The sequence below is a fragment of the Rhizobium alarense genome, from assembly GCF_021555155.1.
GTDB lineage: Bacteria > Pseudomonadota > Alphaproteobacteria > Rhizobiales > Rhizobiaceae > Rhizobium_D > Rhizobium_D alarense.
In genome coordinates this window covers 18,880-30,775 of record NZ_JAKGBU010000017.1, presented here as the reverse complement: position 1 = coordinate 30,775, position 11,896 = coordinate 18,880, and the positions used below count along the sequence as shown (strand labels likewise).

At 58.6% G+C, this 11,896-nt stretch carries 11 protein-coding genes; 9 read left to right on the top strand and 2 right to left on the bottom strand.

The window, feature by feature from the left end:
• Positions 1-68 precede the first annotated feature (68 nt).
• The 4 genes from mdlC to LXM94_RS07555 all read left to right on the top strand — a co-directional run bounded on the left by mdlC (position 69) and on the right by LXM94_RS07555 (position 4,435).
• On the top strand, positions 69-1,700 hold the full coding sequence (gene mdlC / locus LXM94_RS07570) for a benzoylformate decarboxylase (RefSeq protein WP_235770591.1): 1,632 nt from the start codon (positions 69-71) through the stop codon (positions 1,698-1,700).
• A gap of 149 nt (positions 1,701-1,849) precedes the next feature.
• Positions 1,850-2,683 (top strand): D-2-hydroxyacid dehydrogenase, encoded by an 834-nt coding sequence (locus LXM94_RS07565; RefSeq protein ID WP_235770552.1) that lies wholly within the window; start codon positions 1,850-1,852, stop codon positions 2,681-2,683.
• Between the two features lie 66 nt (positions 2,684-2,749).
• Complete coding sequence (locus LXM94_RS07560) at positions 2,750-3,694, top strand: Vgb family protein (RefSeq protein ID WP_235770551.1); 945 nt, start codon at positions 2,750-2,752, stop codon at positions 3,692-3,694.
• Between the two features lie 9 nt (positions 3,695-3,703).
• A complete protein-coding gene (locus LXM94_RS07555; RefSeq protein WP_235770550.1) occupies positions 3,704-4,435 on the top strand; it encodes a dienelactone hydrolase family protein in 732 nt (243 codons plus the stop codon).
• A 109-nt stretch (positions 4,436-4,544) separates the two neighbouring features.
• Here LXM94_RS07555 and LXM94_RS07550 read toward each other — a convergent pair whose 3' ends face one another.
• Positions 4,545-5,432 (bottom strand): AraC family transcriptional regulator, encoded by an 888-nt coding sequence (locus LXM94_RS07550; protein WP_235770549.1) that lies wholly within the window; start codon positions 5,430-5,432, stop codon positions 4,545-4,547.
• Between the two features lie 375 nt (positions 5,433-5,807).
• Here LXM94_RS07550 and LXM94_RS07545 point away from each other — a divergent pair, with 375 nt between their 5' ends.
• The 5 genes from LXM94_RS07545 (at position 5,808) to LXM94_RS07525 (ending at position 10,777) form a co-directional block, all read left to right on the top strand.
• On the top strand, positions 5,808-7,016 hold the full coding sequence (locus LXM94_RS07545; protein ID WP_235770548.1) for an FAD-dependent monooxygenase: 1,209 nt from the start codon (positions 5,808-5,810) through the stop codon (positions 7,014-7,016).
• A 3-nt stretch (positions 7,017-7,019) separates the two neighbouring features.
• A complete protein-coding gene (locus LXM94_RS07540; RefSeq protein ID WP_235770547.1) occupies positions 7,020-8,081 on the top strand; it encodes a maleylacetate reductase in 1,062 nt (353 codons plus the stop codon).
• Positions 8,082-8,179: 98 nt separating this feature from the next.
• The gene (locus tag LXM94_RS07535; protein WP_235770546.1) at positions 8,180-9,091 is read left to right on the top strand and encodes a dioxygenase family protein; all 912 of its coding nucleotides are present in this window, start codon (positions 8,180-8,182) and stop codon (positions 9,089-9,091) included.
• A complete protein-coding gene (locus LXM94_RS07530; protein ID WP_235770545.1) occupies positions 9,079-9,411 on the top strand; it encodes a hypothetical protein in 333 nt (110 codons plus the stop codon). The genes LXM94_RS07535 and LXM94_RS07530 overlap by 13 nt, the downstream gene beginning before the upstream one ends.
• A 454-nt stretch (positions 9,412-9,865) precedes the next feature.
• Complete coding sequence (locus tag LXM94_RS07525; RefSeq protein WP_235770544.1) at positions 9,866-10,777, top strand: alpha/beta hydrolase; 912 nt, start codon at positions 9,866-9,868, stop codon at positions 10,775-10,777.
• A 336-nt stretch (positions 10,778-11,113) separates the two neighbouring features.
• Here the strand turns inward: LXM94_RS07525 and LXM94_RS07520 are convergent, their stop codons facing one another.
• The gene (locus tag LXM94_RS07520) at positions 11,114-11,773 is read right to left on the bottom strand and encodes a TetR/AcrR family transcriptional regulator (protein WP_235770543.1); all 660 of its coding nucleotides are present in this window, start codon (positions 11,771-11,773) and stop codon (positions 11,114-11,116) included.
• Positions 11,774-11,896: the final 123 nt, after the last annotated feature.

Below are 11,896 nucleotides of genomic sequence, written 5' to 3'. Positions count from 1 at the left end.
CGGATATCCCGCATCGCAAGCGACATAAGTGGCTCTGTGGAAGCCGCACTGAAAAGGAAACATTGGCCATGGCGCAACAGGCAATATCGCCCGCCTCTATCGGCGCACCGACGACCCAAACCACGGTCCGTGAAGCAACGATGGAACTGTTCCGATCACTGGGGGTCAGCAAGCTATTTGGCAATCCCGGTTCGACCGAACTGCCATTTCTGAACCGCTGGCCCAATGATATCCAGTATGTGCTGGGTCTCCAGGAAGCTTCGGTGGTCGCAATGGCGGATGGCTATGCCCGCAAGACCGGCCGGGCGGCCGTGGTCAACGTGCACTCCGCCGCTGGGCTCGGCCATGCCTTGGGAAATGTCTATACCGCGTACCGCAACCGCGCGCCGATGGTGATCATCGCTGGACAACAGGCGCGCGAACTGCTTCCCAATCTGCCGTTTCTGGGTGCAAGCGAGGCGACTACTTTTCCCCGACCATATGTGAAATATGCGATTGAGCCGGCACGCGCCGAGGATGTGCCGGCTGCGATCGCCCACGCCTACCGTATCGCGATGCAAAGACCTCAAGGCCCGACCTTCGTTTCGGTTCCTGTCGATGATTGGGACCGACCTTGCACTCCGGTCAGATACCGCACGGTTTCTCAGGACTTTGCACCGGATATTGAGTTGATACGGTCCGCTGCGGCAGAACTCGCGCGCGCGCGCAGACCTGTCATCGTCGCTGGCTCGGAGGTTGATGAGGAAAATGCCGGCCCGGCTTTGGTTGCCTTGGCGGAAAAGCTCAACGTCCCGGTTCATACAGCACCATTTGCTTCCAGAATTGCCTTCCCTGAGGATCATCCTCTGTTCCAAGGCTTCCTGCCGGCTGCTCCGTCGGAGGTTTCGGCCAGACTGACCAAGCACGATGCTATTCTCGTCGTCGGAGCCCCTGTCTTCACCTACCACATTCCAGGCGTGTCCGAACTTGTCGCTTCGGGTGTGTCGATCATTCATCTGACCACTGATGCCGAGGCCGCCGCATCGGCGCCTGTCGGAACCAGCATTGTCGGTAGCCTTCGCTTCTCGCTTCCCGCTCTCGAGCAGGCACTACCCTCAGGCGCCGGTGGTATGTTCGCAGAGCGCGCCGCCCCGCCTGTGCCCAAAATGGGCAAAACAATATCGCCCCATTATTTCTTTCATCGTTTCGGGCAGATTTTGCCGCCCGAGGCGCTGCTGATGGAGGAAGCACCGTCCTACCGTCCTATGATGCAGCAGCATGTGCGAATGCGCGAATGGGGAAGCTTTTTCACGATGGCCAGTGGCGGTCTCGGGTATGGATTACCCGGAGCGGTCGGTCTGGCTTTTGCGGAGCCCGAAAAAAATGTTGTCTGCCTCATCGGAGACGGATCGTTCATGTACTCGGCTCAGGCGCTGTGGACGGCCGCCCAGCATGACCAGAATCTCTGTGTCATATTGCTAAACAACAGCGGTTATGGGGCGATGCGTTCCTTCAGCCGGGTTCTCAACGTCTCTGGAGTACCCGGCATCGATTTCCAAGGTCTCGACTTTGTGAGCCTTTCCAAAGGCATGGGATGCCGGGCCAAACGTGCGACAACGGTCACGGAGTTGGACGAGATGCTTGAGGACGTAGTCAAGGGTACCGGGCCGAGGCTCCTGGAGGTCGTTGTCGATAGCGAGGTCCAGTCTCTTTACGACTAGCACCCTGTGTCGGCAGGAGCCACGTTGACGATGTCTCGTACGTGATCGGTAGGGCCATGAATATAGTCTGCTATGGTGAGGAAGCCGCCTGGTGCGCCAGAAACTTGCAATCGAGATTTGCGGAGCATGAGTGGCCCCTCTGGGACGAAATGAGCACCCATGACGACAGCGCGGAATGCCTTGTAGTTATTGCGCCGCTTATCACGCCCGAAATGATAAGCCGGATGCCTCGGTTGAAATGGATACACGCATTGACGACGGGAGTTGATAACCTGATCGGTATGCGCGACCTGCCGAGCGAGGTCATTGTGACCAATACCAGCGGCATCCACGGGCCGCAAATGTCTGAGCTTGCCATTCTGTTGATGCTCAGCCTCCCGAGACAGTTCCCAAGAATTCTGGCCAATCAGACGGATGCGCGGTGGGAACGTATACCGCAACCACTTTTATCGGGGAAAACCGTTTGTATCGTTGGCGCCAGCGCAGTGGCAGGCGTGCTGGCTCCGCGCTGCACAGCCTTTGGAATGACTGTTGTCGGGGTCTCTGACCGTTACTCGGAGTTGGACGACTTCGCTCGTATCTATCCACCGGAGCGGTTGGAGGATGCCGTTGGCGGCGCCGACTTTGTGGTGGTGCTCACACCCTACACCCCAGGCACGCACCATATCATTTCGGATGCTGTGCTTTCGGCTATGTCATCGAGCGCATACCTGGTGAATATCGCACGTAGCGGCTGCGTGGACGAGGCTGCACTTTTGTCTCACCTGCGCGCCGGCTCTATCGCCGGAGCGGCGCTCGATGTCTTCTCAATCGAGCCTTTGCCACACGAACATCCACTGTGGATGGAGCCGAATGTTATCGTCACACCGCATATCGGTGGAATGAGCGACATTTATGCTGAGCAAGCGATACCCATATTCGAGCGTCATCTCGTCACCCTTAGGACGAATGACCTGAGCGCCCTGCCAGACATGCGATCTTGAGGAGACATTCTGGCGGTTTTGAGAACCGGGGTGGTCTGAGCTGGAGCAAGTTGGGGAGAAACTGCGATGGCAATGTCGCACTTATGCCTCGCAGACGGAAAGCAGCCTGAAATATGGGAACACCAGCTGCCCGATCCGGCGACTGGCCCCTACATATGCGTTGAAAGCACCGATGGTGCGCTGTGGATCAGCGAAAACCTGGGGGACGGTATTGCACGCTTTGATCTGCTTTCTGGCACCTGGGAGAGGTTCGACCTTCCCACCGGCAGCAGGCCGGTTGGGCTTGCGGCAAGACCCGAGAATGGTGTCTGGTTCGCCGCGCAAGGAACCGGCCATATCGGCCGCATGGACCGTGACGGCACATTCGAATTATTGCCCCTTCCGACTGCGGGCGCGAGCCCATTGGGTATGCTTGAGGATGGCGCCAGCGGCGTCTGGTTTGCTGAAGGAAACGTGGGAAAGCTCGCTCACTGTGATGCGCACGGCCATTTCAGGGAGTTTTCGCAGGGCTTGAGGCTAGATGACAGGCCCCTAGCCATAGGTGAACGCGATGGAAATATCTGGGTGAGCCTCGTCGGGGGGAGTGCCATAGCGCGGCTCTCGCAAAACGGCGATATTGACCGACTGCAACTGCCGGGAAGCGACCGCCAACCCCGCGCCCTGATCGTTCATCCTGATGGAGGCGTGTGGTTTGTTGAAACAAGCGGGGATTCGCTTGGGGTCGTCCACCCAGACCTGTCAATCCAGCAGCATTCGGTGGGCCTTACCGGTGCCTCGCTCAGGGGCGTCACGGTGGGCGCCGACAATGCTCTGTGGTTCACCGCCAATGCGTCCAACAAGATCGGTCGGATGCTCACCACGGGGGAGATGACGGGGACGCTCGACATACCAACCCCCGCCTCCGGTGCTCGCTGCATTTTGGCCCACTCGAGCGGGCGCCTTTATTTCACCGAATACGATGCCGGCATTCTCGCGGAAATTCGCCTGCCGCGGAGTTGGATCAATGTCTGAGGAGCTGCAATGCAAAGGAAAGATGTAGAATACGAAGCGAATGGTGTCGTTCTGAAGAGCGTTTTGGTCTCAAGTCGCGGTACCCACTCCGACCAACCGTTGATGTTGATCGCGCCGAACTGGATCGGGGTCTCGCCGGAAGCGATCGAAAGGGCGGAGCGCCTCGTCCGTGATCAATATGTCGGCCTGGTGGTTGATATGTATGGCGAAGGCCGTATCGCACAAAGTTTCGACGAGGCCGCGGAACTGGCGAACGGCCTACGAGCGGATATGGAGGCTCGCCGGCTCAGGATGCAAGCCGCGCTTCGCGCGCTGCGTGAAGCAGTTGGCGACAAGGCCGCCGCACGGCCAGTTGTTGCGGTCGGCTTCTGCTTCGGCGGCGGCAACGTTCTGGAACTGGCGCGCACCGGCGCTGACTTGCATGCTGCCGTCAGCATACATGGCGATCTCGTGACCAAGGCTCCGGCCGGCAAAGGCGACATCAAGGCAAAGCTTCTGATTTTGCATGGATCAGAGGATCCGGTCGAACCCCAGAACCATCGACTGAGTATCGAGAGGGAGTTGGACGCTGCGGGAGCGCGGTGGGAAATGTGTATGTTTGGCGGCCTGCTGCATTCCTTCTGCGAAGAGGAGGCCGATGTAGAGGGCATTGCAAAATACAGCCCATGGGGCGCGCGCCGTAGCTATGCGCTGCTTGAAGCCTTTCTCACGGACTCCCTCTCAAGCAACAGGCGCTCTTGACATCGCACCTCTCGGACAGCTCAAGCGCCCCGAAGGCCGGCCACGCGTTTCAGCACCGGGCGACCGGTCGAGCCGCCTTCAATTGCGACAACAGTCTTCGACTATTTCTCTAACTGTTGCGCGCTCGCATGCGACTTCTGAAAATTGTCGGCTTTTCGCCCGCAAGCGCAACAAAGAAGCGCGTGAAATACGAGGGCGTGGAAAAGTTGAGACGATAGGCGATCTGCGCGATTGGAAGATCGGTGAAGACCATCAGACGGCGCGCCTCCAGCATGAGGCGGTCATGAATGATCTCGCTGGCGGTGCGACCGATGGCTGCCCGGACGCACCGGGTCAGATAGGTTGATGTCACCGAGAGCTCTACCGCGTAGTCACTGACGGACCTGTTCCGGAGGTAGTCACGATCCACCAAAGCTCGGAATTCACTGACCAGCGCCTGATGCGGTACGAGCGCTGTTCTCTTGCGGGGTGATGCGTGCTGCAGGCAGCGGTGGAGCCGAACAAGAGCGATACGGAACAGCGCCTCCAGTGTCACGCCACGGTCTTCTCCCCAATGCGCGTGCTCGGCTTCTATCTCTTCGAAGAGCGAATGGAACGGCAAGAGACCTGCCTGATGTTCGTGGCCGAAGATGTGCGCCGGACGTGACAGCCAGGAATCGATCCAGGGCATGGTGTGCGAGATGCGCATGAGGTCGGCACTTGGGATCGTCACCACCCATCCACAAATGCCCTCCGGATATTCGAAGCCATGGCTCACTAGCTGCGGCATCCAAATGACCGCTGGAGATGAGATGCGTATTTCCTCGAAATCGAGATGCCCGAGTATTTCACCATCTGCGAAATAGAAGAGCTGGGCCAGACCCTCGTGATAATGCGTATCTACATGCCAGCCGTGTATGTGGCTGCGCTCGGAAATCCGTTCGCAGTTCAGCAAACCCACATGTTGCGAGGCGTCTCCCAAAACGTAGTGCTCGCGGTCGATCCGAGGTCCGTCCATGCGGCGTTCCTGTTTGCATTTGTGACATTTATAATCAGTCCTGTGCATTGAGAACAGCATTATCTAGGTGCAATTTATGAAAGCAAGAAGAGGATTTTGTTCCTTTGGAGGGGAGCACAATTCTGTTGGATACCATGAGGAGGATGATCGTGCGATTTCCTGACGGCATCACATTCCCGCAGAAGCCGCAGCTTTCCTTGGCGGTCGCAGGTCGGATTTACGATCCGCCGAAATAGCGGCCAGGCGCTTTCGGCCTTCTCACTCACATCACCGTTTTCGTGACGCCATGGTCGCGCCAATCCGGATATCGGTTCTTGGATCCCGCTCTGGGTGCGGTCGGTCTGCGATCACATAACTATAGCTGGAGATTTCGTAGTGAAGATAGCAATAGCGGGTGCCGGTATTGGCGGTTTGGCGGCAGCGCTCTGCCTGCAGGAAAAAGGGTTCGAGGTTCAGGTCTTTGAGGCTGTCGATGCGTTGCAGCCGCTTGGCGTGGGTATCAACGTGATGCCCCATGCTGCCGGTGTTCTCCATGGCTTGGGGCTTGGCGACGCCCTCGACGAGATGGCGATCCGCACCCGCGCCATCGAATACCGCACCCGCTTCGGCCATCTCATCCAGTCGGATCCGCGCTCGGTCGAGGCCGGTTTCGAATACCCGCAATATTCGATCCACCGCGGCGAATTGCAGTTTCTTTTACTTGACACGGCGCGCGCCCGCCTCGGCGAAGGCTCGGTTACCCCCGGTAAGGCGGTGATCGGCTTCACCCAGGATGCTGAGCACGTTCATGTGAAATTCGCCGACGGGACCGTCCATGATTGCGATCTCTTGATCGACGCGAGCGGCTTCCGATCAAATGTGCGCCGCCAACTGCATCCCAACGAGGGGCCGGCACACTACGAAGGGACGATGATGTGGCGCGGCGCCAGTCTGCAGGAGCCCTTCGCTGACGGTCGCACGATGTTCATTGCAGGTGACCATGATGTCAAATTCGTCTGCTATCCAATCAGCGGCCGCGCTGCGCGTGACGGCAAGGCTCTGATCAATTGGGTCGCGGAAATCCGTCATGATAATCCTCGGGCCGCCGAGGAAGCAGATTGGACACGCGAGGCCGATCGGGATTTCATTGCCGAATATGGAGGCTTCTGCATGGGGGATATCGACATTCCCGCGCTTCTGAAAAATACGCAGAAGATCACCCAATATCCGATGATCGACCGCGATCCACTCCCTTGGTGGACCGATGGACGGGTCACGCTTCTGGGGGATGCCGCCCATCCCATGTATCCGATGGGGGCAAACGGAGCGTCTCAGGCGATAATCGATGGACGCGTGCTTGCCGATTGCCTGGCTGAGCAGACAGGACCTGAAGGGCTCCTCGCCTACGAAGCCATACGGCATCCAATCACCACCAATGTTGTTCTGAACAACCGCAAGTCCGGTCCCGAACGGGTTCTCGACATCGCTGCTGCTCGGGTCAAGGGACTGGACGACCGCATCGAGGATTTGATTACGGCGGAGGAATTGGAAGAGGTCGCAGCCAGCTACAGGCATATTGCCGGCTTCCAGAAGAAGGTGGTCTAAGCCATGCAGACGTTTCATGCCGGTTTTGAGCCGGGACATCCTCCCGTGCGAATTCGCTTAGGGGCGGGCGTTCGACACGAGATCGGCTCCGAGATGGAGGCCCTTGGCCTTCGAAGTGCGATGGTGCTGACGACACCGGAACAGTCGGATCAGGGGGAGGCGGTTCTGTCAGCCTTGGGTCCGAGGGGACATAGCCTTTTCAGTCGAGCGGCCATGCACACGCCCGTCGAAATCACGGAGGACGCCGTGGAGGCTGCCGCCGGTGCGGACTGCCTTGTCGCCATCGGTGGCGGTTCGACCATAGGTTTGTCCAAGGCAATCGCGCTCCGCTCCGACCTGCCGCAGATTGTTCTACCGACGACCTATGCGGGTTCCGAGGCGACGCCCGTGCTGGGCCAGACGGCGAACGGGGTCAAGGAGACCCTGCGCTCGCCCAGGGTGCAGCCCGAGGTCATTCTATACGATCCGGAACTGGTTGCCACTCTGCCTGTCAAGCTCACTGTCACAAGCGGTCTCAACGCCATGGCCCATGCGGTGGAGGCTCTCTACGCGCAGGACCGAAATCCGCTTTCCGATCAATTGGCGATTGCCGGCATCCGCGCCTTCAAAGACGGGTTGCCGCGAGTTATTGCCGATCCCGGGAATCTTGTCGCACGAAGCGAAACCCAGTTCGGCTCCTGGCTGTGCGGTACGGTTCTCGCACAGGTCGGCATGGCTTTGCATCACAAGCTTTGCCACACCCTCGGTGGCAGCTTCAACCTGCCGCATGCCGAGACTCATGCAATTTTGCTGCCGCACGCGGCATCCTACAACGCTACTGCGGCAGCCGAAGCGCTTTCCCCAATCGCCGCACTGTTCGGTGGAACGGTCGGGGGCGGGCTCCACGATTTTGCTGCGTCGCTTGGCGCTCCCCTTGCTCTGAAAGACCTGGGGCTGGCGGAACGTGACCTGGACAAAGCCGCCGAACTGGCCGTCAAGAACCCTTATTGGAACCCGCGCCCGATCGAACGGGACGCAATTCGAGAACTCCTGCAGCAGGCCTGGGAAGGCAGGCGTCCTGAATGAGCCACGGGAACCGTCGGATGCGCACCCCAATTGGCTCATATACCTGCCCATCAAACGCAAGCGTGACCCGATCACAGGTTCAGGAAAGGAGAGAGTTCATGACCCAGTTCTTTACCGAGGAGCATTCGGCTGAGACCGTCAATGCCCGAATGGGCGACAACGTAAACCCGCGTCTCAAGCAGGTGATGGCTTCGCTGGTCCGCCACGTCCACGCTTTCATCAAGGACGTGCATCTCACACAGGACGAATGGGATCTGGCCATCGACTTCTTCACCAGGACGGGGCAGATCTGCTCCGAAGAGCGGCAGGAGTATATTCTCCTCAGCGATGTGCTTGGGATATCGATGCTGGTGGACGCGATCAACAACCGCAGGCCGGTCGGGGCTACGGAGAATACCGTGTTCGGCCCGTTCCATGTCGCCGGCGCACCGATAAGACAGATGGGCGAGAACATCTGCCTCGACGGCAAGGGCGAGGCGTGCCTGTTCGAGGGACGCGTCATCGACCTGCACGGCAATCCGATCGAAGGCGCGCATGTCGATGTCTGGTCGGACAATGCCGACGGATTCTACGACGTCCAGCAGCCCGGAATCCAGCCGAAGTGGAACAACCGCGGCATCTTCGTCACCGGCAAGGACGGGAAGTACTGCTTCGTCGGAATCAAGCCGGTCTCCTACCCGATTCCCGACGACGGTCCAGTCGGCAAAATGCTTGGCCATCTTGGTCGCCACCCGTATCGGCCGGCGCATATGCACTTCCTGGTCACGGCGCCAGGTTTCCAGAAACTCGTAACCCATACCTTCGTCGGCGACGATCATTACGTCACCTCCGATGCGGTGTTCGGCGTCAAGAGGACGCTGGTTGCGCCTTTCGAGAAGATTGAGGGCGGCGAAACTGACTGGCATTCGCCCTTCGACTTCGTCCTGACACCGATCGCGGACGTTCTGAGAATGCTCACACCGAGCGGACAGACCGAACTTAAGGAAAAGAAAACGCAATGCCGTTGTTGAAGGTCTATGTCGATGCACCACTCTGGGCGCAAAAGGGCGAGGCCGTTCAGGCGATCCTGCCAGATATCCGCAGCTATCTGTGCGAGACGTTCAGGGTCGACGCCTCGCTCTGCCAGCTTCTGCTGATCCCGTCCTATGGTCTGCCGGACCAGCCGCCGGTGGCCGCGGAGATCCAGATCATGCAGAAGCCCGAGCGAACACCCGAACTGATCCTGTCTGCCTGTCAGCAACTACGCGCCATGCTTGGCAATGCCAGTGGAGAATACGTCGTCATCCGCGCAACCCAGCTCGATCCCGAAAAATATGTAGCGCTGAAGTAGCGGATAGACATGAGGAGTAGCAGGCAGCGAAAAGAAGCCTTAGGACTCTCACAGTCCACGCCAAGAATCGCTGTTCGGCGGGTGAGACAGATTGTGATTGTCAACGTCGTTGGTTGCGTCACTTATAGCTAGCCATGCCAGAGTTGGATCTGGACTGTGCCGACAGTTGTAGCCCCTTGCACTGCATGCTGCCTCAAATCGGCTGCGCCCCAAGAAACATACAGGAGGCGCAAACAACGATGGAGTTTGGATACGCCATCTTTTCGAGTCAGAATGAATCCACATGGTCGACTGACTTTACTCCGATACCAATCGACCAGGGGCGCTCTCCTACGTCGCCATGATCGCCCATTGACATTTGGAAACCATGGTGTTTTGTAATTCTCCGCGTGCTCGCCGTGCGTTGGAGAACGAACGCCACGCCCGGTAACCCATTCGTCAAAGGGAGAAGACCATGTACGAAGATATTGAGTTCCCTGTTTCCGGAGCTGTCCTGCGCGGGCGGTTGTTCCTGCCCGAAACCTCGGCTGGCCCTGTTCCCGTCGTTATCGCGCATTCGGGAATAGGAAGCGTCGCTGAGGGCATTTACGCTGATGCCCCGCACTATACCGATGCAGGCCTCGGCGTCCTCTTTTATGATCACCGCGGCTTCGGTCTGAGCGAAGGCGAACCCCGCCAGCTCGTTGATCCCTGGCAGTTCGGCCGCGATCTTCGCCACGTCATCACACATCTATCAGCGCGCGCCGATGTCGATCGCAACCGGATCGCGGTGTGGGGGATCAGCCTTGGCGGCCTGGTGGCGCTGTTCGTGGCGGGAACAGATCGCCGCGTAAACGCCGTTGTGTCTATCGTGCCACCGGTTTCCGGTTGGTCTGCACGAAAATTGTTCCCACCGGACGACCTGGCGCAGCTGGAGGCAGCGATCTATGCCGACCGTGACGCGCAGCTTCATGGTGAGCCACCCGTCACCTTGACGACGTCCGGTGAGCGTAAGCCCGGCGCTCCTCCGGTCATGTTCACCGATCCTGAGGGTCTCGAGTTCACCAAGCACTACCACGCTATCCCAAGTTTCCGGAATGAACTTGCTATCGGTTCACTTGACTATCTGTTCGAGATGGAAGCTCCAGCATACGCGGAACGCATCAAATCGCCTCTGCTGCTCGTGCTCGCATCGGAGGACACGGTTGCCCCGGTCGAGGACGCTCGAAAGATGTTCGAGCAGGTCACTGCCGACAAGGAGCTTCTGGAATACCCCGGCCAGCACTACGGCATGCTTCTCGGTCGATATCCGGAGATCGTCGGGCTTTCCGCGCAGTGGATCGCCAAAAAATTCGGCGTGGGCAGGGTGGAGAAGGAAGAACGGTGAGATCGAGTTCGTGCCACTTCCTTTAAATTCGACGATTGTGAAATGAACAGAAATCACGCAGGGAGATGAATGCCGCCTCGTATTCGGGGCGGCACGGGCGCGGGGTAATCCAGTCCCCTTGTCATATACTGGCCGGATAGTTTCTCAAGCCCACACGAAGCGCCGGGAGCACCGGCGAGCCAAGATCCGGTTTCCCCGGACCGACATCCATTCAAAACGCGGTCCGCTCGAAGGCTGCGGCGATCCTCGCGAACTGGTTGATAGCTTGTGCATCCCATGAAAGCGGGCACACCTCAGGCTCCACATTCAGCATCGATGAGGGGGCGCGGCTTCCGATCAGGAAGACGGCAAGCCCAGCCCCGCAGCCATCATGGTGATTGCGGCGGTCGCTCGGCGTGAGAGTTCCTCCTTCTGTAACTCTGTCGCCCTGTCGGGAAAACCAAGATAGCGAAGAAGGGAATCACCAAGCGTTGCCCCCAAAAGCAATTCCGCGACGGATTGCGGTGTGTCAACGATCGTTATTTGTCCGCGCCCAATCAACAGTTCGAGGCGTTCGACGACTAGGCGTGTCAGTACATCATATGCGTTTTCAAAGAAGTTCTGGGTTACGTCCGGCAGGCTTCGTGCTTCGGCTATGGCAAGCCGCGCCAAAGCAATCCGGCGAGGTTCAAGAAGGAAATGGGCGATATGGACGAGCGTATCACGCAACACCCTACGCGGATCGTCATCATTAGCGACCGGCGGCAGCGGAGGGACGCTGTTCTGAAAATTCACCACGGCAGTGAATATCTCCCGCTTGTCGGGAAAGGTCTCGTAAAGTGTCCGCTTGGACATGCCGGCGCGCGCCGCGATGCGCACCATTGTCGTATCAACGTATCCCGATTCCACGAATAGCTTTTCCGCAGACTCAAGGATGCGCCCGCGACGCTCTTCAGGCGTCAGAACGAGGGGACGGCCTACGCGGAGACCTTCACTTCCGGCTTTGATCGACTCCATCACTCTCGAATGCCCGTTAACGTTATGAGACGCAATAGTTTTGTAGGTTCGATGGGCGGTCGTCCCCTCCTGCTAAATTTCGGACGGTTGAATTCTGAGCCTTATCGACCAAACTTGATTGGA

Excerpts from the sequence above, each read along its gene's own strand:
- LXM94_RS07540 (WP_235770547.1), top strand. The coding sequence starts at position 7,020 with ATGCAGACGTTTCATGCCGGTTTTGAGCCGGGACATCCTCCCGTGCGA.
- LXM94_RS07560 (WP_235770551.1), top strand. The coding sequence starts at position 2,750 with ATGGCAATGTCGCACTTATGCCTCGCAGACGGAAAGCAGCCTGAAATA.
- LXM94_RS07535 (WP_235770546.1), top strand. The coding sequence starts at position 8,180 with ATGACCCAGTTCTTTACCGAGGAGCATTCGGCTGAGACCGTCAATGCC.
- LXM94_RS07550 (WP_235770549.1), bottom strand. The coding sequence starts at position 5,432 with ATGGACGGACCTCGGATCGACCGCGAGCACTACGTTTTGGGAGACGCC.
- mdlC (WP_235770591.1), top strand. The coding sequence starts at position 69 with ATGGCGCAACAGGCAATATCGCCCGCCTCTATCGGCGCACCGACGACC.
- LXM94_RS07530 (WP_235770545.1), top strand. The coding sequence starts at position 9,079 with ATGCCGTTGTTGAAGGTCTATGTCGATGCACCACTCTGGGCGCAAAAG.
- LXM94_RS07565 (WP_235770552.1), top strand. The coding sequence starts at position 1,850 with ATGAGCACCCATGACGACAGCGCGGAATGCCTTGTAGTTATTGCGCCG.
- LXM94_RS07525 (WP_235770544.1), top strand. The coding sequence starts at position 9,866 with ATGTACGAAGATATTGAGTTCCCTGTTTCCGGAGCTGTCCTGCGCGGG.
- LXM94_RS07520 (WP_235770543.1), bottom strand. The coding sequence starts at position 11,773 with ATGGAGTCGATCAAAGCCGGAAGTGAAGGTCTCCGCGTAGGCCGTCCC.
- LXM94_RS07555 (WP_235770550.1), top strand. The coding sequence starts at position 3,704 with ATGCAAAGGAAAGATGTAGAATACGAAGCGAATGGTGTCGTTCTGAAG.